Here is a 23,531-nt window from a genome sequence, read left to right as displayed (position 1 = left end):
TGGAATAACGGTATTGGCATCTGATCATCAATTATACAATGTGGTATATGGTTTTAAAGTATACAGATTAAAGCGAATAACGGCGCCTTGGCCGCCTATAGTCCGTTATTCAGGGCAGGAGAGGATATGCTTTGCGTTTGGTACCCGTTCGTAAGCTTCAGGAAGGAATGAGGATCGGCAAAAAGATATACAGTGACGAGGGAGTCATTCTTTTGGCCGATGGTGTTGAGTTGACAGCCACGCTGATCCGGCGGCTCATTGAGCTGGATATCGGCTATATTTATATAGAAGACGGGTTGACAGAAGGTATACATATTCCGGAAATGCTTCAAGAAGAAACACGCCGCAATGCCCTGCAGAATATTCGCAAGAATTTTCAGCGCCTGTCTGAAACTTCAAAGATGACAAAGGGGTATTTTCATCTGGGAAAAGATTTTAGCAAAGTGATGGAATCCATCCTGAGTGATGTCAGCTCCCAGGAGGAATCCATGATTTTGCTAATGGATATGAATACAGCGGACCAATATTTGTATAAGCATTCCCTGAATGTATGCGTGTATACACTCGTTCTCGGCATAGCCAACGGATATACGGAGGAGCAGCTGATGGTGCTTGGACTCGGGGCTCTGCTGCATGATATTGGAAAAACACAAATCCCGCAGCGTGTACTGGTCAAGCCGCAAAAGCTGACGGATGAAGAGTTTCGGATGATACAGGCCCATACGGATATCGGCTATAAGATATTAAAGGATGAGCCGAACATCCCTCTTCTTGCCGCGCACTGTGCATTTCAGCATCATGAACGTCTGAACGGGAGCGGATATCCGCGTGGAATTCAAGGGAACGACATCCATGAGTACGCGCAGTGGGTAGCGCTCGCGGATTCCTATGATGCGATGACCTCACATCGTGTATACAGACCCGCCATGCTGCCGCATCAGGCCGTTGAGGTTCTGTATGCGGGTTCAGGTACTTTGTATGAACAAACAAAGCTGGAGTTGTTCCGGGACAGGGTAGTTATTTATCCGCCGGGACTGACCGTAAAATTAAGCACAGGCGAAACAGGCGTTGTATCCAGAATCCATCGGAGTACGCCGCATCGTCCTGTCATTCGAATCTTCGGCGATGCGGAAGGTCAAACTTTGCATACGCCTTATGAAATGGACCTTGCTCGCTCGCTGTCTGTAATTATTACAGAAGTGGATGCAGCGGATGCACAGCCCATTTCCTTGGAGCACTAAGGAGGCAGATCCATGAAGGAGCGACAGATCAAAGCACCGATTCGGCAGTGGGGCAGCATTATTTTCCGCTACCGCTGGGCTGTCGTTTTTGCATGGGTCTTTTTGATTTGCTTTCTCGGATTTTTTGCTGTTCGTACGCCTTCCTTGCTTCAAGACAGCGGCTTTACACCCACCGGAAGTTCTTCTGAACGCGGTATTGTTTTTCTGGAGGAAAAACTGGGGATGTCGGCTGCTTCATTGGATATCGTGATGGAAAGCACATCCGGTGAAAATCTGACCACTTCCGAAGCACAGGCAAAAATATGGGAAGAGCTTGCTCCATTACGCGGTCAGCCGTTCGTTCAGGATATGTATGGTAGCATCGTCTCCCGGCGTACGGGTGAAGACGCTGTTACAGCTTTTACCGTACTGCTCAATGAGACATCGAATGAAGCTTTAGGTCATTTTGAAGAGATTAAAGCAGCTGTACCGCGGATAAGCGGAACCCATACATATATTACCGGCAATCTTGCCGTCTATCACGATATGAGCAGCGCAGTCAGGCATGATATTGTCCGGGCCGAGTCCTTCGGGATTCCGGCAGCTCTTCTGATTCTGCTGCTCTTGTTCGGCACGCTTCCCGCTGCGCTCCTGCCCATCGCGGTTGGACTTGGAAGTGTTGCCGTGACGATGGGCAGCCTTTATTTTGTGGCGGTCCAAGACGTACCGCTGAGCAACTTCCTGCCGAACATGGTGACTATGCTTGGACTTGCTGTAGGTATTGACTATGCGTTGTTCATGGTAAGCCGTTTCCGGGAGGAACTGAAAAACAGGACGGTAGAAGAAGCGCTGAATACGTCATGCAAGACTGCTGGCAGATCCTTGATGTATTCCGGTGGGGCTGTTATGGCCGGCTTGCTCGCACTGAATTTCATCCAGCTCCCTGTCTTCCGTTCCCTTGCCTTGGGAGGAATGCTCGTTGTGCTTACATCAGTACTGGCTGCAAGTACGCTTCTTCCTGCACTGCTTGGCATCTTAGGATACAGGATATTTGCCTGGCCGGTCAGATTTCGGAAAAAGAAGGAACATAATCGCGTCAGCAGTCAGGCCTGGATCCGGATTTCAGAGGTTATTATGGCACGCCCTGCCGTGGTCGCCGCCGTGGTTACGGCTGCCCTATTGGCAGCTATATTTCCAGCTCTGCATATGAAACTGGGGATTCCTTCAGCAGAGGTGCTTCCGCCGTCGTATGAATCCCGGTATGGTGTAGAGCTGATGAAAAAGGCCTACGATATGAAAGAAGCTAATGCGATCACGGTTGCTGTCGAATTGAATCAGGATTATAAGGAGCCGGAGTCGATCCGGCAGATGAAATTATATATGTCCAAGCTCAGAGAACTCTCCGGGGTCCACCGAGTTGAAAGTTACGCCAGCTTCCTAAAGGAAGATTCCGATGTCATGAGCACGCAGCTGCAGAACGAGATAGAGAAGCGTCATGCTGCCAGGGGTCATGCTGCGGTTATTGCCGTTGTGCCGGAAGGCGGCGAAACGGATCCGGCTACGGTGAAGCTGGTGCAAGAGCTCCGGCAGCATCCACCAAGAGAAATGAGTATCTATGTAACCGGTCCCCCGGCTTATAAGCTGGATATCATGGTTAGAATTCAAAGCGGAATTCCTTATGTACTTATCACTGTGCTGCTGCTGACCTATATCATTCTTTTTGCTGCTTTCCGGTCGGTTCTGCTGCCGCTGAAGGCGGTTGTGATGAACTTGTTGAGCCTTGGAGCCAGCTTCGGTCTGGTTACACTTGTTTTTCAGCGAGGGTATGGGGCTGACTGGCTTCAAGTCAGTTACACCGGCAGCGTGTTTGCCGTATTACCCGTTCTCATTTTCTGTGTGGTATTTGGAATCTCGATGGATTACGAAGTGATGATGCTGTCACGGATTGCGGAGGCATACAGTAAGGAAAGGAATAATGAACGGAGCACAGCCATAGGATTGCAGAGAACCGGAGGGATGATCACCGGGGCGGCCCTTATACTCGCTGTTGTAGCAGGTGCGTTCATGTTTACTGACAATGAATTAATGAAAGCATTGGGGCTTGGTCTAACCGCCTCTGTTCTGATTGATGTGTCGATCGTCCGGATTCTGCTGGTGCCTGCTTTGATGAAGCTTTTGGGCAAAGCCAACTGGTGGCTTCCTGGCTGGCTGTCCTTTTTTGCGAGGTCCGAGCACGAAGCTGTGCAGGGAGAGCCTGATCGCTAAGGAAGGCGACGGAGAGTTTTTGTTCACTTCATGGTATGATAAAAGGAAGCATATCTGCCGAATTGTGTTTCCAGACCGGAACACGCCTGAAGAAACAGTCTGCTATAAATGCCTGCTTGGATGGGTTAAATAAAGAAATAAGGTGAGGAAAAGAATGAATACTGTAAAACTGTCGCCTATCAATGATCCTTGGGATCCTATTGGTTCGCTCAGAGCATATGGACGTCATGTGCTGACGAGTGTGGAAATGACAGTCACTCATTTATGCAACATGCGTTGTGAGCATTGCGCCGTAGGAGACATGCTCGTTATGAAAGAAGCGGATTTTTTGCCGCTTGATCTAATGCTGAAAAAATTGGATGAGGTCGAGCATTTGCAAACGATCAGTCTGACGGGGGGAGAGCCGTCCTTCCGCGAAAAAACCGTGAATGAGGTCATTGTGCCTCTGCTCCGCTACGCCAAAGAACGCGGCGTCCGGACGCAGATTAATTCCAATCTGACTCTGGATATTAGCCGATACGAGAAAATGCTTCCGTATCTGGATGTGATGCATATTTCATTCAATTATTTAAACGGCGACGATTTCCATGAGGTGGGCTTTGCCAACAGCAATCATCCAGTTCCGAAGGAAACGGCTTACCGTATGTACGATAAAATGATGGAGAATTCCGTCAAGCTCAGCGAAGCGGGGATGTTTATTTCAGCCGAGTCGATGATTAATTATCGTACGCATACAAAGCTGGCTGGAATTCACAAACTAATACAGGAAATGGGCTGCAAGCGTCATGAAGTTCATCCGATGTATGCTTCCAATTTTGCCAGCGCCCTGCCGGTGCTTTCGCTGGAGGAAACTCGGAAGGCTATTGATTCTTTGCTGGACGTCCGTGACCCGGAGATGTGGATGTTGTTTGGAACCCTGCCGTTTTTTGCGTGCAGCAGTAATCCGGATGAAATGAAGCTCATCCGCCGTCTTGCGTCGGAGCCGAACGTAACGGTCCGAAATGATCCAGACGGGCGCAACCGTGTCAATGTCAACTTGTTTTCCGGTGATGTATATGTGACCGACTTTTCAGATGTTCCTCCATTCGGGAATATTCAGACCAGTCGGCTTGATGATATTTTCAATGCATGGCAAATGGATCATCCGCTGAACAAAACGATTAACTGCCACTGTGATGCGGCAGGATGCTGCGGACCGAATTTGCTGGTGAAGGACATGTATTATAAGAATACGGATTTTAGCATAAGGCAAGCTAACATATTATAAGAAATGGGGCGTTTCATTTGGACGGGGAGTTAGAAATAGGCAAGCTATTATACAACCTTTTCCTGGTTTTGCTGCTTGTATTCTTTAACGGAGTATTTGTCGCGGCGGAGTTCTCGCTTGTAAAGATGCGCCAGTCCCGGCTGACGCAGCTGGTGAGCGAAGGCAACCGCATGGCAACTTATGCTTTAAAAGTAAACAATAAGCTGGATGCCTATTTATCCGCTACCCAATTTGGGATTACGCTGGCATCCCTGGGACTGGGCTGGATTGGCGAGCCTGCCATATCGCATCTCCTGGTACAGCCGCTCATGTATAAAGCAGGGATTACGGACAGCACGTTGATTGCGACGGTGTCCGTTATTATCGGCTTCTGTATTATTACCTTCCTACATATCGTTCTTGGAGAGCTTGCACCAAAGTCTCTGGCGATTCAGAAAACAGAAGGGGCAGCGCTGCTTTTATCCGCTCCATTGATGCTTTTCTATAAAATATTTTTCCCGTTCATTTGGCTGCTTAACGCATCCGCTAACGTGATTTTGCGGTTATTCGGCGTACAGCCGGCAACGGAATCAGAAGCTGCGCATTCTGAAGAGGAAATCCGCATATTAATGAATCAGAGTGCCAAAAGCGGAGTGATCGACAAGGATGAGATGAAGTTGATGGACAACATCTTTGAATTCTCCGATCTGCTGGCGCGCGAAATCATGCTGCCCCGTACGGATATGGACTGCCTGTTCACGAACAATACGCTGGAAGAGAATCTCAGAATCATCAATGAAACGAAGCATTCCCGCTATCCTATTGCCGTGGAGGACAAGGATCAGATACTCGGATTTGTGCATATTACTGATTTTTTACTTGCAGATGAGGAGCATCAGAAAGAACTGACTTCGCTCGTGCGGCCGATCCTGAATGTACCCGAGTCAATGGAGATCAGCCATGTACTCCGTCTGATGCAGAAGAAGCATGCTCAGCTGACACTGGTTGTGGATGAATACGGAGGTACGGCGGGGATACTGACCGCTGAAGAAATTCTGGAAGAGATCGTAGGCGAGTTGTATGACGAATTTGAAGATGAGCGGCCTGATGTAGAGATTCAGGAGGACTTCATCTCCGTTGACGGACGTATGCTGATTGAAGATGTGAATGATCTGACAGGCGTTATTATCGAGGATGATGAAGTGGATTCCATAGGCGGCTGGCTGTTCAAGGAATTGCAAGGCAATCCGGTTAAGGGCATGATGATTCAAATGAATAATTTTATTTTTGAGGTCGAAGAATCTACTAGACTCCGGATTACCCGGGTCAACATCCATCGCGTTGCCGCAGCCGACACATCAAGCGAAGGAGAAGGGGCGGACAACGGGGATTAAGGGGTGATTAATGTCAGGGAAACAGCTGCTTCTCATCGGAATCGGGCTTTTACTGCTGTATATTCTGTTTACGGCGGGAGCACCGTTTCTGCTGGCTGCCCTGGTTGCCATTTCACTCGAGCCTATTCATGGCATGATGATGTCCAAATTGAAATGGAACCGGGTTGCGGCCGCTTCCCTCACATGTACCTTGTTTCTGCTTCTGGTTCTGCTTCTGGTGTACATGCTGGGACTGCAGGTATTTGGTCAGCTTGTGGATTACTGGAAGAACGCCCCTTCGTATTTTGCGGCTGCCAACGATTTTGCGCAGAATACCATGATACAAGCCCGGGGGTGGCTTGACCGCATTCAGCCTGATCTGGCTGAAAGCCTAAGAGTCTTTCTTTCGAATGTTACACAGTACGCGGAGTCTTTTGCGAACACTTTATCTTCCACGTTTTTGAATTTTGCAAAAGGTATTCCCGGTACTTTCGTGTTTTTCGTCGTATTCTTTGTCGCAGTGTACTTGTTCAGCTATGGTCTGCCCACGCTTCGCTCAGGACTGCTATCCCTGTTTGAAGAGGAGATGCAAGGGCAGATTCAGCAGGTACTGCAGAGCTTGAAAAGATCAATTTTCGGTTTTATACAGGCCCAGATGATACTCAGTGCCTTCACGTATGTCGTCACGTTGACAGGTCTGCTCATTCTAAACATTCATTACCCGCTTGCAATCGCCATGCTGATTATGTTCGTGGATATTTTACCAATCCTTGGCGTGGGCTCTGTCCTCATTCCATGGGCTGCCTATTTGTTTATTGTGGGGGACTCTTATACAGGCTTCGGGCTGTCACTCCTCTTTATTGTCATTACCGTGGCAAGGCGGGTCATCGAACCGAAGGTTATTGGCGATTCCGTCGGGATCGGAGCGCTTTCGGCGCTGGTAAGCATGTACATTGGCTTTAAATTGGTCGGTGTGATTGGTGTATTCATCGGCCCCCTGGTGGTTATTATCTATTCGGCTATCCGCAAAGCGGGATTATTTCAGATCAAAATCAAGTTATAAGATCAAGAACTCCCTGGACAAGTTTCGGCTTGTTTCGAGGGAGTTCTTTGGTTTTTTCGTAAATTTTTGTTCAGTTTCCACGAATGCCTCATATGTTAGTTACGAAGAGACTGATGGCTTTTTCGTGTCATCGGCCTGATACCTTGATACAGAAGGAGGAGCCTTTGGTGAATGTGAACAACCAGGTGCGAGTCTATAAGCCCTTCATAGGGCCGTTTGATCCATGTCCGCCAATGCTTTACAGAACATACGTCGTTCCGCCGAACCAATATATCACTTTTCAACCACTGGATTGGCCGCAGTTCAGCCTGCAGGAAGCTTTGACTAGAGGGACGCTGTGGCCTAACTTGTACAGCCCATACAGTCCGAACCGGAGCGCACAGGAGGGGGGAGCCTGATGTCGGAAAATCTGAAGCCTGAACATGTAAGTCCGGCAAATATGAAACCGGAAACGCAAAAGGGTGCAGCGATCGATCAGCGGTATTATGAGCTTTTGGAAAAGATCCAGGTCGTTGATTTTGCTTTGGTCGAGCTGAACCTGTACCTGAACACTCATCCGGATGATTTGAAAAGTGTTGAGCAGTATAACCGGCTTGCCCAGGAACGGATTCCGCTTGTCAGGCAATTTCAGGAGTTGTACGGACCGTTGATGAATTTTGGGCATGCCTATTCCCGGTTTCCGTTTGAATGGCCGCAAGCACCTTGGCCTTGGCAGGTATAACGAGATTATATTCTTAAAGGAGGCTGTCCAAACTCATGTGGGTGTATGAGAAGAAGCTGCAGTATCCGGTTCGTGTCAGCAAATGCGATCCGACAATGGCGAAATATTTGCTTGAGCAGTATGGAGGCGCTGATGGTGAATTGGCAGCGGCCCTGCGCTATTTAAATCAGCGCTACACCATACCTGATAAAGTTATTGGCGTGTTGAACGATATTGGCACCGAAGAATTCGCCCACTTGGAAATGATTGCGACGATGGTCTATAAATTGACGAAGGACGCCACCGTCGAGCAGCTTGAATGCGCTGGCCTTGGCGCCCATTATGCCGCTCATGACAAGGCCCTTTTCTATAATAATGCTTCCGGAGTGCCATTTACGGCAGCTTATATCCAAGCTAAAGGTGATCCGCTTGCGGACCTGTATGAAGATATTGCAGCGGAGGAGAAGGCTCGGGCTACATATCAATGGCTGATCGATATGACGGATGATGTAGATCTGCAGGACAGCTTGAAGTTTCTGCGCGAGCGTGAGATTGTTCATGCAACCCGTTTCAGGGAAGCGGTGGAGATCATTAAGGATGATCGCACTCAGAAGAGAATCTTCTGAACTAATGAAAAAAAGGCTTGGCTAGAATAAGGCGTTCCTGCCACGGGGCGCCTGTTTGTTTGGTTTACAACCGGGTAGGGCTTCCCTTATGATAGGCTATAAGCAAGGCGCCAGACCGTATGCGCACACCGAAGTGACAGAAGGGACGATGCTAATCGATGAGTAACCCAAGTAAACTGACCAGGCCTGAGGCAATGATTTTTGATATGGATGGAACGCTATTTCAAACCGAATCCGTACTTCTGCCTGCATACCACAAGCTGTTCGACACGCTGCGAAGTGAAGGCCTGTATACGTCGCCAACACCTCCGGAAGAGCGGATGCTGGGCAGCCTAGGGATGCTTCTGGAAGATATATGGAAAGTTGTGATGCCGGATGGCAGTGTACAAGCCCATAACCGAGCCAATGAACTGCTGCTTCAGCTTGAACTGGAGGGATTGGCCGGCGGTGAGACGCTGCTGTATCCGGAAGTCAAGGAAACGCTGGAAGCATTGCATAAGCAAGGTGTAAAGCTGTACGTTGCGAGCAACGGACTGGAGCATTATATCAGCGGTATCGTGGATACACATGAACTGGCTAATCTTTTTGATGGACTGTACAGCGCAGGCAAGCAGGGCACACTTTCCAAAGTGGATTTGGTGAAAATGCTGCTTGAGCAGGAACAGGTTCATTCCGCATGGATGGTGGGAGACCGCTCTTCGGACGTGGAAGCCGGAAAGAAAAATGACCTCGGTGTAATTGGCTGCGCTTATGCCGGTTTTGGTAATCATGACGAGCTAAAGGGATCGGATGTACGGATATCCTCTTTCTCGGAGCTTCTGAAACTGTATGATGAAGCGGAAGCGGTATCGATTACATAATGATATTTGACCAAATGAAAGAGGCCAACAGGCCGCAGGTTTACTGCGGTTTGTTGGTCTTTTTGGATTCTTCTCTTTGCCCATACAGCCAAACGGCATACTCCAGCGGTCTGACTATGGCCTGCCGGTACATGTCGGCATCACCGATTTGCGAAAAAACTTCCCTTGCGGGTTTGGGGTTTACCTCCAGAAGGTAAATATGCCCTTTTTTGTTTATGGCCAAATCCAGAGCCAGTTCACATAATGCGCCGTATTGACCTTCCAGAAAAGCAGCTACCCCGATGCCCAGCTTCTCTGCACGCTTCTCAACTTTTTGGCGGTTCTCCGCATCTTCTATCCATTTATCCAGTATGGAATTCATGGTTACCGCATGCCCGCCTCCATGCAAATTGGAGGTAATACTCCGCGGAGCTCCCACTCTGCCGGCTATGCCGGTGAGCTGCCAGATGCCTTCTCTGTTTTTCTGCACCAGCATGCGGTAATCATGGACGCGGCCGTCCGGAAGGTCTATAGGGATGCCCTCTTGCACCAGATAACGGTCCTTCATATTCCAGCTATGCAAAACGGATCCCAGACGGGAAGCGTGTATTTTCTGAGGTGCAATGATTTTCCGTTGCTGGTTTCTCCCTTGAATATAATATTGGGAGTTCTCCTTCAGCCGCTCAATCCGTAAAATCCCGCGACCACCCGTTCCGTTGATTGGTTTTAAGAAGATAACCGGCTTTCTCTTCAGCATTTGATGTGCATCAGTAAATCCATGATACAGATGTGTCTCCGGAAGATACTTTTTGAATTCGGGCTTACGTGAAAGCACCTCATATATCGTCCATTTGTTTCGCAGCGGCCGGTTTAAAAATAATAGATGGCTGTAGCGGCGCCTGAACTGGAGGAGCTGCGTGAACCGGTAGCCCTTCTGGATTCGGCAGCGGTCATAGATCATATGAGGGAAGCTCCGCCAGCTTCGCCCCCATGTACCTTTTTTGGCATCATACTCCAGTGCATAGATCTTTTGTTTGCTCTCATTGACGTCCATTGGTGTAAAAACAAATACATCCAATCCCACTTTACGGCCTTCAATGATCATTTTCTGGTAAACGGGCTTTTCCTCAAGATGTTTTTGTTCATTCATGTACAGCGTCAAGATACCTAAGACGGGAATCGGCACAACGTTTCACCTTCTTTAATCGAGGCCGCCTGAAGGCGAACCGTATTATTCGAATCTCCTACAAGATTCAGGAGAGCTCTTCCTGATGAATCTTTTGTCAGTGAGGAGGCGGTAAGTCCTGCGCGGAAGCAAAGGTTCAGGAAGGGAATCTGATTTAGACCTGCCTGGCATTGCATTTTCCCAAGCAGGGCAAGCTGCTCTGATAAGAGGGAGATGCCGATTCCTTTTCGTCGATAAAGCGGATGAACAGCGATCAGAAAGGCTTCTTCACCATAATCTTTAATAAAAGATGCGCCTATCAAAACAGGACCGGTCTCCCCGCGTACGGTTGCCGTAAGCAAGGAGGTGCCGGGCTGCAGTAAGATATATTCGTTTGCTTGAGCTAACTTGATATAATCTTCACGTAACGTCTGCTTTCGACCATACTCGAACAGGAACCGCATCACTTGGGCGTGCTTGCGGCTCCATTCTTTGCGTGGAAAGGAGAGCAGGGATGCAACTTGCATGTTTAAAATCACTTCCTTTGACATGACGACTTCTAGCGGCTCGCGAGATATTGGCAGTATTGGAAAATACGTTCGAGCGATTTTTGACGGATATGAGGCTCATCGAATTTCATGGGTTTAGCGTTCGCCTCAAAAAACCATATGCTGCCTGCAGCATCCATCCCAAGATCCATGGACATTTCACCATGAGCGTACCCGGATGCCCTCTCGATCTGTCTGGCGATGACAATGGCCGTCGTTTTCACCCGATTCATGATGCCAGGCGCCTTGTCTAGACCATAAACGGTTGCGAGCATTTTGTTCGGATCCTCGATGCTGCCTCCCCGCGGGACATGAGTTGTTATACTTTTGGAGCCGGCCATACGTGCGCCTATTCCTGTAACACCCCATTGGCCTTTTTCCGTCTTCTGCAGCAGGACCCGCAAATCAAACGGACGATTGTCAACGGCAGCCAGCTCAATGCCCTGCTGTATAATATAGGGGCTGACCCCGGTTTCGATCTTAATACGCGCCCATAGACGCTGTATATTCGCTCCTTTATAGGTGGTGCTGTTTTTATGATGCTGTACCTTCAGACGATAGGGAAGCAGTTTGTCCTTCTGGTATCTCAGCATCATAATACCTTTTCCGGCCTTTCCGCTTTCGGGTTTCAAATAGAGGCAGGGGTAGCGTTCGAGCATTTTTTGAAGTCCAGGATCACCGCGGAATCTTTTTGTCTTCGGCACGAGGTGCTGGGTTGATTTTGATTTTTTGAGCCATTCAAACAAATGCCATTTATTAAAAAAATAAGGATTGTAAAATTGGATGGTTGGATGCAGCAGACATTCCTTGATTTTGCGTCGTACGGCTGGCTTCTGTTCATCCTCGCGCTGCGGAATACGATTATAGATGACTTGAGGGAGTGGGAAAAGCTGCTGTTCCCACTCGTCATTTGCATTCAGCGTAAATCCCTTGATTTTCTCTCCGTTTAACTTGAGATCCCTGACGGTCACGACATAGACAGGAAATCCCATTTCCTGTCCTGTCCTGACGATATCCTGAAAGTTGGCCTGATTTCCCCGGAAAAAGCCGGGACCTCCCGGCATGGTTAAGATTGCGACGACGGGCTTGCTCTCATCAGCATTTACATTCGTCACTCAGAATCCCTCCTGCGGAATTTACTCAGATAAAGGCAGTGTTCGAGGATGTGTTCCACAGAGGCTTTCCCTTCCGACCGCAGGGAAGGATGGCTGAATATGGAGCGGCCGGGTTTGGCATTGGCTTCAAACATCCATACCTTTTCATCCTGGTCAATCCCGAGATCAAATCCAATTTCGCCTAGCAGATGCTGGTGGTGGAACTCAATACCCTCGGCAAGCGTAATAGCGATTTTTTTAGCATTTTGCAGTACCTCTTCCGATTTGGAACCAAAGGTACGACTCAGTGCCTGTTCAGGAGTCAGTAGTGATCCTCCATTTTTCAAATGTGTTGTCACGCTGCCCCGTCCTGCCTTTTTCGCACCGATTCCAACGACAACCCATTTGTTATTGCCGTTTTTATGCATATGGAACCGGAAGTCGATCGGGCAATTGTCAATTTCAACCAAGCGAATGCCCTGCTGAATCACATAAGAATCAAGTGTACGGCCATGCCTGGATTGCAGCATCCTCATCATGCTGTTGAATGTGCTGAATCGAAGCAGTACATTGCCGCTTCCCTTGCGGTAGCGTACAAAATATCCCTTTTTGGGCAGATAGGTCAGGCGGTAAATTCCCTTTCCCAAACTTCCCGCTGAAGGCTTGTAGTAGAGAAACTGGTGTCTTTCCAGCATCTCTTTGATTTTTTCCGGTGTAGGGCTCATATGGGATTCCGGTACATACAAGTTGACAGTGTTGTCGTTTTCAAGCAGGCGGTATATATCCGATTTGTTAAAAAAGCTCCAGTTAAAGTACGGAATTCTTCTGCGGCTGAGACGTTCTCTTAGCTGGTTGATTGAAGATGAGGTTTCAGCTTTTCGGCTGGGAAGACGGTTGTAGACAACATCGGGCAGAGGTACGGTCTTTCGGTAAAAGTTGCCGTTATCACCCAGAAAGTAGCCGTTCACCGTATCCTTCTGCCAGTTGATATCCCGCGGCGTAAAAGCAAAAATATAGCATTTCTTTTTTCCTTCGCGAAGCAGCTGTTTGATGAATCCCGTGCGGGATGAAAATGGCTGCTTGGTGTTCGTTGGTCCATCAGAGAGCACGCCAATCAAAGGTCCGAGTTGAACCTCATCTTCTTGCAGGTTTCGTATATAGATGCCGCCGGCGGATGGAATATGGATACCGCTCCGGACAGCCGAGCCGAGAAAAAGATGTTTGCCCGGCTTCTTGATGGATTTTACGGCAGCATGAATGGTGTCATTGCCGAGACGGAGCTGAATGTTTTTCTTGCCGGACAGCTTCAAGCTTTTCATAAGTGTATTGGATATATAGACGACTTTCTCGGGCTGCTGCGAAAAATGAACATTACAAAAAGTCAAACTCATCAATTTACCCTCCTAAGTTGTCGAAGCAATAGATAGCGGGCATAACGGAGCGGATTTTCCGAAGCGAGAACAGCGCTGTCTGGGTCACCGGCATGCCGGATGGAGGTGCGTCCTGGCTTGGAGTTGACCTCCAGCAGCCACAAATTCCCTTTCGTATCGATCCCGAAGTCGATGCCCAGTTCTCCAAGCCTGCCAAAATGACTTTCCAGAATCGGCGGAATGGTCTCAGATATCTGCCCGAGGGTTTCCGTCATATGTTCTGCCTGCTTAGCTTCGAATTGTTCGCTTAGATACGGCAGTACGGGAAGGGCTTTTCCGCCGCCGTGAAGGTTGGAGGTCATGCTCCCAGCGGCGCCCTCCCGGACCGCCATACCGGTTCGCATCCACAACCCTTTTTCATTTTTCTGCATTAACACCCTGACATCAAAAGGGCGGTTGTTCTTGCTGTACAGATGCAGAAACGGCTGGATGATATATTCGCGGTTTTCAGTAAACTGCCGAATCCACTGTAAACCGCCGGCCGTAGATGCAACGTTCTTTTCGATGAACCGGTTGAGAGAATCTCTGCCCTTAATGAGCATGGTTCCTGATTCCGGATCTTTCCGTATATAAAGTGTGTTTTTTCCTTGAGAACCGCCTTTAGGTTTCAGGAAGACCTCACCGTCAAAAGCCTCTAAATTGCTCATCAGGCTTTCACTTCCCCGGAAAATCCTGGTAACTGGGAGATGAGAGAGGAGGGAGCGCTCTTTTTTCAAGACCTGATAAACCCTCCATTTGCCCGGAAGTCCCCGGGACCAAAGCACCCACTTTTTCGCAAAGCGGGCTTCCGAAAGAAGACTTGACGCATCCATGAATTCTTTTCCCCTGTGAAACAGACAGCGATCGTATACAATGTCAGGAAAAGGGAACCGGTCTTTACGCCATTCGCCTTGCTTGTAAGTGTAGCCCTCAACGAAGCTGCGGTCCTTCGAGGCATCTGCCGGGCAAAAGACGATGACTCGTATTCCGTATTTTTTTCCGAGTACGGTCAGTCTCCTGCAGTAGCCTTCATCTGAAAAGGGTGGACTGCCGGGACGGCTGCAGCACATGATGCCGAGTGTTCCAATCGCTATGGCATGCATGACATCCCTCCTTAAAAGCCGGACAAATAGCAGCAGTATTCCAGCAGCCTTTTGACCGAGGGTCTGATTTTTTGCTCGTTAAGCGGTGTGTTATCATTTTTGGAAGGCTTGGAATTCACCTCAAGCATCCAAATTTTACCGGAGCTATCCATTGCCAAATCGATGCCCAGTTCTCCGAAATGCGCGGGGATCAAATTATCAATCCCTCTCGCAATATCCAGCGATGCGCGGTGCAGCTTTACATAAGCGGTATTTTTGACCTCTGAAGGCAGCATGCATTTGCTCACCGCATCCTTGACGGTACTGAGCGTGCCACCCCGGGCCAAGTTGGAAACAAAATGGTTTCCTCCGGCAATTCTTGCCACGATGGAGGTCACATTCCAGTTACCCAGCCCGTTTTTCTGTACGAGCGCCCGGAAATCGATCGGCCGTTTGCCATGATCAATCAGGGTAAGTCCCTGCTGAATCTGAAATCGAGTCGTTTTCATTTTGCCGGATATGCTTGCAAACAACTTGGTTATGCTCGGATATACCTGCCTGCGGGCGCCTCCCGTGGATGTAGCCAGCGTTTGGTATGTTCCGTCAGGCTGTCTTGAGATGCGGATGATACCCTTGCCAAGGCTGCCTCGTATCGGCTTTAGAAATACGACAGGGTATTGCGAGCACATTTTTTTAAGGATGGCAAGGCCGCTCAGTAAATGGGATTCAGGCATGAATTTGGCAAGGGAGGAATCGGCTTTAAGTGTGTCAAAAACCTCATTTTTGTCCAGAAACCTTTCATTAAAAACATGAGCGCCATAGCGGGATTTTACTTCTTTCATAAAATACTGTACGCTAGGTTTATTCTCCATTTTGCGTGTTGTGAGACGGTTGTTGATGACATCCGCGATGGGCATTGCCGTTTGGCGCCATCCGTCGTCATATACCCAGCCATGTATACTGTTTGACCCTTCCTGGATGTGATCCGGTGTAAAGAAGTATACATATGCACCCTGCTTCCGGCAGGCGTTAACAAGCTCCCGGCAAAACATGGATATGGAGCCGAACGGTTTATCGGGCTGATCTGGATTGTCTCTGCTGATAAGCACGCTGATCAGAGGTCCGAGCCTGAGTGTACGGCTTGAGGAATTGTAAGTCGCCCTCAGTACCGGACGAGAAAAAAGCCCCATTCGGTGGGCCAGAGGCTCACTGATACGCAGTCCGCTGGTTTTGGCTGCGGCGATAACGGTGATCTCTTGTCTGAAGGAACCAAATGCCAACTGCAGAGGACGGTCGGTAGGAATCTTCCACTTTTTGACCAGCTTCTCTCCGAGAACAATGGCGTTTTCCCTAAAAGCGCCCGGAGTGAACATTTGGACCGGTAGCATTTTTTTGGACATCGTGGATCTCCTTCCAACAGCAACTTGATGTCAACAGGGCAGATAAGGAGCATCTGCATTTTGCATGTAATGCATCATATGAGGACATATATCCCTTGGTGATTGACCCATTTTTATAAAAAAGGGATTTGCAGCTTTCATTTTTCAGAGGAGGAAGGACACACATGAATATTTACGACAAAGCGAATGAATTGGCAAAAGCCCTTAAAGAGTGCCAGGAGGTTCAGGATATTACTTCGGCGATGAGCCTGATTGAAAAGGATCAAGAGAGCAAAATCATGCTCGACGATTTCCGCAACCGCCAAATGGAAATTCAGCAGCGGATGATGTCTGGTGATATGCCTTCCCAGGAAGAGATGGAAAAGATGGAGAAGCTCTTTGACGTGCTCAGCCTGAACCTGAATATCCGCCGTCTGTTTGATGCCGAACGCCGCCTCAGCACAATCATTGAGGATATTAATAAAATGATCTCCGACAGCCTTCAAGGTCTGTATGGAGGACAAAGCCTGTAATGATATAAATTTGATATCACAGGATTTTTCTGTTAACTTGTCTCATATTTTTCGTCAGACCTTCATAGAGTAGAAATATAGATTCACTTGTGAAGGAGCTGCCGAAATGAAAAAAAGAAACAAATTCAAACATTTCCTGTATCTGATTCTGGCGCTGGCCATGCTGATGTACGCCCTGCCTTTAATTTCTTTTAGCGGAGGCTGGTCGTGGGCATCAGCTTTCGGCGGAGCATGGGCCCTGTTCGCTTTTCTGGTGATTGGAGCGCATTTGCATTATTTGCTTGGTGTGGATGAAGAGAAGCAAAAGGCACTCGACCGCATCAAGGCAGCCAAGCTGCGTCAATGGCAGATGAAATGGCCGGAAGAGAAGCAGCAGAGACAAGAAAATATGTAACCGTGAATGCTTAAAAAAAGCTGGGGCAGCTGCTGCTTCAGCTTTTTTTGTATGGAATAGAATGCTATGATATAGATACAGAATAGTACAGTTGGATGTGTGGGGGTGTAACAGTTGGAAGGCCGCGATGATGCGATTACAAAGCATGAACAGCTTTTGCTTCATATCGAAGGACTGAAAGTGGGGAGTAAGATCTCCGTCCGCAAGCTGGCCAGAGAAATGTCAGTCAGTGAAGGTACGGCCTACCGCGCGCTCAAAGATGCGGAGAATCTGGGAATTGTTATTACCAAGGAGCGTATTGGAACCGTCCGGGTGGAGAAAAAACCGCGTAATATTTCCGAACAGCTTACTTTTGCCGATGTGGTTGACATCGTTGAAGGACATGTGCTTGGAGGTGCGGACGGGCTGCATAAAAATTTGCATAAATATGTGATTGGAGCGATGAAGGTGGACGCCATGGTTCGGTATATTGATGCCGGCAGCCTGCTCATTGTCGGTAACCGTGACAATGCGCATACGCTGGCTCTTGAGCAGGGGGCGGGCGTGCTGATTACCGGCGGTTTCGGAACCAGTAAAGAGGTTAAAATGCTGGCAGACCAGCTGAACCTGCCGATCTTCTCTTCGCGTCATGATACCTTCACCGTTGCGTCGCTGATCAACCGGGCAATCTTTGACCGGCTCATTAAGAAAAAGATTATGATTGTGGAAGACATCGTGGGCAGCAAGCCTAAGATTCACGCCCTGAAGCTATCCAGTACCGTGGGAGAGAGCATGGCGCTGTCCGAACAGAAAGGTGATCCGCGGCTGCCGGTCGTTGATGAGTGGAACCGTGTGCTGGGAATCGTAAACCGCAGTGATATGAGAAATCTGCCGGAAGAGCAGAGCATTGAGAAGGTGCTGATCCGTAACCCGGTTACAGCCACACTCCAGACATCACTGGCTTCAGCCGCGCAGCTGATGATGTGGGAGGGCATTGATTTCCTGCCGATCGTGGACCGCAACCGCAAGCTGGTGGCAACCGTTTCCCGCAAGGAAGTGCTGCAGGCGATGAGAGATGCCCGCAAACAGCCTCAGCTTGGAGAAACATTTGATCACCTCATTTGGAATGGTTTTGCGGATGAACGGGATGAGGAGGGACGCCTCTTTTTCCATGGCTTCATTACGCCGCAGATGGCGACGGATCTGGGGACCATTTCCGAAGGGATTCTGACGACAGTGATGACACAGGCTGCGCTGCGCGCGGCCAAGGATTTGACCGGCAATGATTTCGTGCTGGACAATATGTCAACCTACTTTGTACGTCCCGTCCAGATTGAAGATCCAGTCGCCGTCCTTCCTCGGCTTCTGGAGGCAAGCCGCAGGACATGCAAGCTTGAAATTGAGATGACGCATATGGACAGCCTGGTCGCGAAGGCCGTGCTTACGCTGCAATCGATAGAACACGGTTAAGGCAATCCGATGCGAGGCAGATCAGAGGCTTCATGAATGAAAACAGCCGGACGCTCCCTAAAGAGTGCCCGGCTGTTCAAATTTACATGTTGTTTGATTTCATTCGGCTGTAGTAGCCGCGGTTGCGGATACCGGCAAAAATATTAAAAGCGCCGAGTACGAGGAAAATAGCTTCAATGATAATGGCAACCGTCGAGCCTTGAAAGATAAACATGAAAATCAATGCCAGCATGATTAGCATGATTCCCATGAAAATATTCGTAACAGCCCCGTACAGGCCTCTTTCACGGGCGTCCTTCGAGCGCCGGGAACGGCTGCTGTAGAGGGCAGCGCAAATGCAGGCGATGACCAGCAGCGCATAAAGCAAATAGCGGATGACAGAAACCATCAGATGCTGCAGCTCCTTCTTTTCGATCCATTATAGAGGTAGTTTAATAGCAATATTGTACCATGAATCTATGGATTTCGCACTTGAACGGTATGCACTTCCACCCAGATTTGGAGCATGCCCTCCATCAGCAGCATCGTCTTGATTTCAACCGAATATTCCTTTTCCCTCACTTTATAGATTTTCTCCTCAAGGAGCGTGCGCACAACTTTGCTGTAGGTGTCAATTTCGAATACGTTTTGCCCCCGAAGCACGCCTAAATCCTCGCCAAGCTGAACGATTATAGCTTTAACGACAACCGGATCGATCGGAGGATCCTGCCGCTCATTGCGGATTTTAATCTCTCGGATCACGGTTTGCTGATTCTTGTAGTTCTTCAACGTCTTGATATCTTCTTCATATTGCTTGATCTGGCTCTCCAAATCCAGATTGGACAACCAGAGTGTATTGTAGCTTGAGTGGAAGACAACGTTATAGACAACGCTGCCGATAATGGCACCGAGCACGAATACAGCGGCGATTTGTGAAATATGACGGTAACGCTTGAATGGAGGAATCCTCATGGCTACTCCTTACCGCCGCAAACCCACTTTACGAGCTCACTGCCCATATGTGCTCCGAGAAAGGCAGATACCAGAAATAAAATCTGCTTGATCGCCGGAGACATATTTCCTCCCAAAAAATTACTCTCTATGACCCGCATCGGATCGATTGTGCCGCCAACAGCTGCAGCCAGGGCCCAAATTTTGATCCGGTCTGCGACATCAAGCATAGTCTGGGTTGGCGGCTGCAGGGAAATGACAGCACCTACGCCACCGACCATCGCTCCCCCGATGACAATCCCGAAGGCAATGAAGAAATCCAGAATCGCTTTGGATAAAAATGCACTCATCATATCCAGTCCTTTCAGAGGGGTATGCTTGCATACCGCCTGTCCGATGATCTCCTATTCCATTCTATGGGCGGTGCCTTGCGTAATATGATAAAATAATATAAAGAGATGAAGACTACTTTCCGAATCAAAGCGGACAAAAAGGAGAAGAGATATGAGTTCATTTGTGCATCTACATGTGCATAGCGAATACAGCCTCCTGGATGGAGCGGCACGGATCTCGGACCTTGTCCGCCAAGCCGCCGAATACGGGATGAAGGCGCTGGCACTTACGGACCACGGGGTCATGTACGGTGCCGTGCCTTTTTATAAAGCTTGCTCCGCCGCCGGCATCAAGCCGATTATCGGCTGCGAGGCATATCTGACTGCCGGCTCGCGCAAAGAGCGCGGAAGCCGCAAGGATCAGCCGATTTACCATCTGATCCTCCTGGCCAAAGATGAGACCGGCTACCGTAATCTGATGAAGTTATGCTCCATAGGACACTTGGAGGGTTATCATTATAAACCGCGGATCGACATGGATGCTCTGAAGGCACATCATGAAGGGATTATATGCCTTAGCGCCTGTCTGGGCGGTGAAGTGCCGCAGCATCTCCTGCACGGCAGAACAGATGAAGCGCGCAGGGCAGCCATCCGTTACCGCGATATTTTTGGGGAAGACTTTTACCTTGAACTTCAGGATCATGGCCTGCCTGAACAAAAACGTGTCAATCCGCAGCTGATTCAGCTGGCCGAAGAGCTGGGGATTTCGCTCGCGGTCACCAATGATGTGCATTACCTGAATCGTGAGGATGCCGCCATGCAGGATGTGCTGATCTGTATCGGGACAGGCAAGACGGTTGAAGACGAGGAAAGACTGCAGATTCCGACCGACCAGCTGTACTTTAAGAGCGGGGAAGAGATGAACCGCCTGTTTCCGCACGTGAAGCAGGCAATAGAAAATACGTCTGCAATCGCGGATAAGTGTAATCTGGAGCTGGAATTCGGCAGATCTATTCTTCCGGAATACCGTCCGCTGCCTGAAGAAGTGGATTCCGCGCAGTATTTGCGTTCTCTCTGCCAGGAAGGCCTTGCTAAGCGCTATGAAAATACAGAGCTGTGGACAGCGCCCGGTGGACAGGAAGAGCTGAACAAGCGCCTGGATTATGAGCTCAGCGTCATTGGAAGCATGGGCTTCAACGATTATTTCCTCATCGTTTGGGATTTCATTGCTTACGCCCACAGCCAAGGTATCGCTACAGGACCCGGAAGGGGCTCATCGGCGGGCAGCTTGGTGGCATACGTACTTGAGATTACGAATGTGGATCCGATCAAATATCATCTTCTTTTCGAAAGATTCTTGAATCCGGAGCGGGTGACGATGCCGGATATCGATATCGATTTCAGTGATGAGCGGCGGGATGAAGTTATCCGATACGTCGCCCGTAAATATGGACATGAGCATGTGGCACAGATCATTACATTTGGTACGCTGGCTGCGAGAGCAGCGGTCCGTGATGTGGGACGAGCCTTGAATGTGCCTTACGGGGATGTGGATAAGGCTGCCAAGCTGATTCCGGGTTCCCATGGAATCAATATTAGGAAGGCGCTTGAGCTGAGTGAAGAGCTGCAAAAAAATTATCAACAGAACGGGAAAATCCGCGAATTATTAGATATGGCGATGAAAGTGGAGGGCATGCCGCGTCATGCTTCGACACATGCCGCGGGCGTTGTCATTTCACGCGATCCGCTGACGGATGCGGTGCCGCTGCAGGAAGGCAGCGAGCACACCGCCTTGACTCAGTACTCGATGGAAAATCTGGAAAGTATCGGCCTGCTTAAGATGGACTTTCTTGGACTTAGAACCTTGTCTATCATAGAGCGCTGCATGAACTGGATTAGCGAAATGACAGGGGAGATGCCGGATTTTCAAAGCATCCCCGATGATGACAAGCTGACCTATGACATGCTGGAAAGCGGGGAGACCACGGGGATATTCCAGCTGGAATCCGCGGGCGTGCGGAGGGTTCTGAAGGATCTGAAGCCTTCTGCTTTCGAAGATATTATTTCGGTTGTGGCGCTATATCGTCCGGGTCCGATGGAATTCATCCCCAAATATATTCAGGCCAAGCATGGCCAGATTGATGTGGAGTATCCCCATGAGGACCTGAAACCACTTCTTGTGGATACCTACGGGATTATTGTTTACCAGGAACAAATTATGAAAATTGCCTCCCTGATGGCAGGCTTCTCTCTTGGGGAATCGGATCTGCTTCGCCGCGCCGTATCGAAGAAAAAACGCGAGGTGCTGGATCAGGAGCGGAGCCACTTCGTCGCAGGCAGTCTGAAGCAGGGATACAGTGAGGAAGAAGCAAACCGGGTCTATGACATGATCGTCCGCTTTGCCGATTATGGCTTTCCGCGGGCACATGCTGCGGCTTATGGTGTGCTTGCTTTTCAGACGGCGTATCTTAAGACGCATTATCCCGTGCAATTTATGGCATCTATGCTGACTGCCGTGATGGGGAGCCACCGCAAGGTCGCTGAATACGTGCTGGAGTGCCGTCGGATGGACATTCATGTTCTGCCGCCGGATGTCAATGAGAGCGGCGTGCTGTTTACCCCCGTTGCTGTGGCAGAATCGGTGGAGGCAACACGGGGGGCGGGACCAGGACATATCCGGTTTGGACTTGGCGCTGTCAAGAATGTAGGCACGCAAGCGGTCGAGAACATGATGCTGGTCAGGGAGGAGAAGCCCTTCGAAAGTCTGCTTGACTTCTGCCGCCGGATTGATTTGAGAGTCTGCAACAAGCGGGTGATCGAGTCGTTGATTCAGGCGGGGGCCTTTGATTCGCTCCCGGGTCACCGGGCGCAGCTGCTGGCGATGCTTGATGAGACGGTCGAAGCTGCTGTGAAGTGGCGCAAGGAACGCGAAGATTTGCAGATTCAGCTGTTTGATTTTGTCGAAACCCCGAACTGGGATATTGAATATCCGGATATCCCTGCTTTTTCTGCCGGGCAGCAGCTGGAGCTTGAACGGGAACTGCTTGGACTCTATCTGTCAGGACATCCGCTTGATGATTATGACGAAGCTCTCACTATTCCTGGGGTTGACCGGTTGATGGATCTTGCCGAGGCCGAAGATGAATCGTATACGGTTGTGGCAGGTATGGTTGTATCCGTCAAGACGATTACGACAAAGCAGGGAAAAGCCATGGCTTTCATGGAAGTAGAGGATCAGATTGAGCGCTGTGAGGTCGTGCTTTTTCCAGAGGTGTGGAAGCGAAGCTCACAGTATATTGAGAAAGGAGCACTGCTCGCGCTTCGCGCTAAGGTGCAGCAGCAGGATGAAGGCTTCAAGCTCCTTGCGGAGGACATGCTGAGGCTGGATCCTGCGGCGCTTGAGCAGCTGGTGAAGCGCACCCGGAGCAAGCCGGCAGCCGGCAGAAGCTACACCAAGCAAGCTGTGCAAAAGACAGAGCGAAAGCCTGCATCCGTTACCGCAGCCACGGAGGTAAATCAGGCTTCTCCGGGTTCGGGTGCGGGCGAGACGAGTGCTGCTGGAGCTGCATCGACTCCAAGACGGAATAAGCCTGCTGAGCAGCGTGTGTTTGTCAAGATCACACCGCAGGCTGAACGCAGTCCGGATTTACTAACCCGTCTGAAGGTACTTCTTCAGGAGCATCCGGGTCCGGTACAGACTGTGTTGTTCTATGAGGAGAACCAGAAGCTGCTCGCGCTGAGCGACAGCTACCGGATCAAGCCCTCCCCGCAGTTGTTTGAAAGGATGGAAGGGATTCTCGGTAAAGATACCGTAAGAATCAAGTGAAAATAGGATAAAGTCCCGGCATATGACCACAGCTGGACATGCCCGCTCCCCGGTGCAG

General features: G+C 49.5%; 22 protein-coding genes. 13 read left to right on the top strand and 9 right to left on the bottom strand.

Annotated features, from left to right (window positions below; all coding sequences use genetic code 11):
* The first annotated feature begins 131 nt into the window (after positions 1-131).
* The 9 genes from KJS65_RS14775 to KJS65_RS14735 all read left to right on the top strand — a co-directional run bounded on the left by KJS65_RS14775 (position 132) and on the right by KJS65_RS14735 (position 9,353).
* Positions 132-1,241: an HD-GYP domain-containing protein gene (locus KJS65_RS14775; RefSeq protein WP_244864526.1), complete on the top strand. Its 1,110-nt coding sequence runs from the start codon at positions 132-134 to the stop codon at positions 1,239-1,241.
* Between the two features lie 12 nt (positions 1,242-1,253).
* Positions 1,254-3,485, top strand: a complete 2,232-nt coding sequence (locus tag KJS65_RS14770) for an MMPL family transporter (RefSeq protein WP_213650449.1) — start codon at positions 1,254-1,256, stop codon at positions 3,483-3,485.
* A 154-nt stretch (positions 3,486-3,639) separates the two neighbouring features.
* Complete coding sequence (gene yfkAB, locus KJS65_RS14765) at positions 3,640-4,752, top strand: radical SAM/CxCxxxxC motif protein YfkAB (RefSeq protein ID WP_213650448.1); 1,113 nt, start codon at positions 3,640-3,642, stop codon at positions 4,750-4,752.
* A gap of 17 nt (positions 4,753-4,769) precedes the next feature.
* The gene (locus KJS65_RS14760; protein ID WP_213650447.1) at positions 4,770-6,125 is read left to right on the top strand and encodes a hemolysin family protein; all 1,356 of its coding nucleotides are present in this window, start codon (positions 4,770-4,772) and stop codon (positions 6,123-6,125) included.
* Positions 6,126-6,135: 10 nt separating this feature from the next.
* Entirely contained in the window at positions 6,136-7,167 is a 1,032-nt protein-coding gene (gene ytvI / locus KJS65_RS14755) for a sporulation integral membrane protein YtvI (protein ID WP_213650446.1), read from the top strand.
* A gap of 233 nt (positions 7,168-7,400) precedes the next feature.
* The gene (locus KJS65_RS29860) at positions 7,401-7,565 is read left to right on the top strand and encodes a spore coat associated protein CotJA (protein ID WP_244864583.1); all 165 of its coding nucleotides are present in this window, start codon (positions 7,401-7,403) and stop codon (positions 7,563-7,565) included.
* A 41-nt stretch (positions 7,566-7,606) separates the two neighbouring features.
* A complete protein-coding gene (locus KJS65_RS14745) occupies positions 7,607-7,888 on the top strand; it encodes a spore coat protein CotJB (RefSeq protein WP_213650828.1) in 282 nt (93 codons plus the stop codon).
* Between the two features lie 35 nt (positions 7,889-7,923).
* Positions 7,924-8,493 carry a manganese catalase family protein gene (locus tag KJS65_RS14740; RefSeq protein WP_136604153.1) on the top strand — a complete coding sequence of 190 codons (570 nt, stop codon included), beginning with the start codon at positions 7,924-7,926 and terminating at the stop codon, positions 8,491-8,493.
* Positions 8,494-8,651: 158 nt separating this feature from the next.
* Positions 8,652-9,353, top strand: coding sequence for an HAD family hydrolase (locus tag KJS65_RS14735; protein WP_213650445.1), 702 nt, complete (start codon positions 8,652-8,654; stop codon positions 9,351-9,353).
* A gap of 40 nt (positions 9,354-9,393) precedes the next feature.
* Here the strand turns inward: KJS65_RS14735 and KJS65_RS14730 are convergent, their stop codons facing one another.
* From KJS65_RS14730 to KJS65_RS14705, 6 genes are read right to left on the bottom strand one after another with little or no spacing between them, the layout of a single operon-like run.
* On the bottom strand, positions 9,394-10,518 hold the full coding sequence (locus tag KJS65_RS14730) for a YheC/YheD family endospore coat-associated protein (protein ID WP_213650444.1): 1,125 nt from the start codon (positions 10,516-10,518) through the stop codon (positions 9,394-9,396).
* Positions 10,500-11,048, bottom strand: coding sequence for a GNAT family N-acetyltransferase (locus KJS65_RS14725; protein WP_213650443.1), 549 nt, complete (start codon positions 11,046-11,048; stop codon positions 10,500-10,502). Before KJS65_RS14725 ends, KJS65_RS14730 begins: the two co-directional genes overlap by 19 nt.
* 8 nt (positions 11,049-11,056) lie before the next feature.
* Entirely contained in the window at positions 11,057-12,109 is a 1,053-nt protein-coding gene (locus tag KJS65_RS14720; protein ID WP_213650827.1) for a YheC/YheD family endospore coat-associated protein, read from the bottom strand.
* 47 nt (positions 12,110-12,156) lie between these two features.
* Positions 12,157-13,530, bottom strand: coding sequence for a YheC/YheD family endospore coat-associated protein (locus tag KJS65_RS14715; RefSeq protein ID WP_213650442.1), 1,374 nt, complete (start codon positions 13,528-13,530; stop codon positions 12,157-12,159).
* A complete protein-coding gene (locus tag KJS65_RS14710; RefSeq protein ID WP_213650441.1) occupies positions 13,530-14,651 on the bottom strand; it encodes a YheC/YheD family endospore coat-associated protein in 1,122 nt (373 codons plus the stop codon). Before KJS65_RS14710 ends, KJS65_RS14715 begins: the two co-directional genes overlap by 1 nt.
* Before the next feature lie 11 nt (positions 14,652-14,662).
* Complete coding sequence (locus KJS65_RS14705; protein ID WP_213650440.1) at positions 14,663-16,030, bottom strand: YheC/YheD family endospore coat-associated protein; 1,368 nt, start codon at positions 16,028-16,030, stop codon at positions 14,663-14,665.
* Between the two features lie 164 nt (positions 16,031-16,194).
* Here KJS65_RS14705 and KJS65_RS14700 point away from each other — a divergent pair, with 164 nt between their 5' ends.
* The 3 genes from KJS65_RS14700 to KJS65_RS14690 all read left to right on the top strand — a co-directional run bounded on the left by KJS65_RS14700 (position 16,195) and on the right by KJS65_RS14690 (position 18,385).
* Entirely contained in the window at positions 16,195-16,542 is a 348-nt protein-coding gene (locus KJS65_RS14700; protein ID WP_136604160.1) for a YlbF/YmcA family competence regulator, read from the top strand.
* Between the two features lie 106 nt (positions 16,543-16,648).
* On the top strand, positions 16,649-16,936 hold the full coding sequence (locus KJS65_RS14695) for a hypothetical protein (RefSeq protein WP_213650439.1): 288 nt from the start codon (positions 16,649-16,651) through the stop codon (positions 16,934-16,936).
* 114 nt (positions 16,937-17,050) lie between these two features.
* On the top strand, positions 17,051-18,385 hold the full coding sequence (locus KJS65_RS14690) for a DRTGG domain-containing protein (protein WP_213650438.1): 1,335 nt from the start codon (positions 17,051-17,053) through the stop codon (positions 18,383-18,385).
* Positions 18,386-18,467: 82 nt separating this feature from the next.
* Here KJS65_RS14690 and KJS65_RS14685 read toward each other — a convergent pair whose 3' ends face one another.
* From KJS65_RS14685 to KJS65_RS14675, 3 genes are all read right to left on the bottom strand, one after another.
* Positions 18,468-18,773 (bottom strand): YtpI family protein, encoded by a 306-nt coding sequence (locus tag KJS65_RS14685; RefSeq protein WP_136604163.1) that lies wholly within the window; start codon positions 18,771-18,773, stop codon positions 18,468-18,470.
* Between the two features lie 68 nt (positions 18,774-18,841).
* Complete coding sequence (locus KJS65_RS14680) at positions 18,842-19,336, bottom strand: sporulation membrane protein YtrI (RefSeq protein WP_213650437.1); 495 nt, start codon at positions 19,334-19,336, stop codon at positions 18,842-18,844.
* A gap of 2 nt (positions 19,337-19,338) precedes the next feature.
* Entirely contained in the window at positions 19,339-19,665 is a 327-nt protein-coding gene (locus tag KJS65_RS14675) for a YtrH family sporulation protein (RefSeq protein WP_136604165.1), read from the bottom strand.
* Positions 19,666-19,819: 154 nt separating this feature from the next.
* Here KJS65_RS14675 and KJS65_RS14670 point away from each other — a divergent pair, with 154 nt between their 5' ends.
* The gene (locus tag KJS65_RS14670) at positions 19,820-23,473 is read left to right on the top strand and encodes a DNA polymerase III subunit alpha (protein ID WP_213650436.1); all 3,654 of its coding nucleotides are present in this window, start codon (positions 19,820-19,822) and stop codon (positions 23,471-23,473) included.
* Positions 23,474-23,531: the final 58 nt, after the last annotated feature.

Source organism: Paenibacillus sp. J23TS9, assembly GCF_018403225.1.
Classification (GTDB): Bacteria; Bacillota; Bacilli; order Paenibacillales; family Paenibacillaceae; genus Paenibacillus_AQ.
This window is presented reverse-complemented; position numbering and strand designations above follow the sequence as displayed.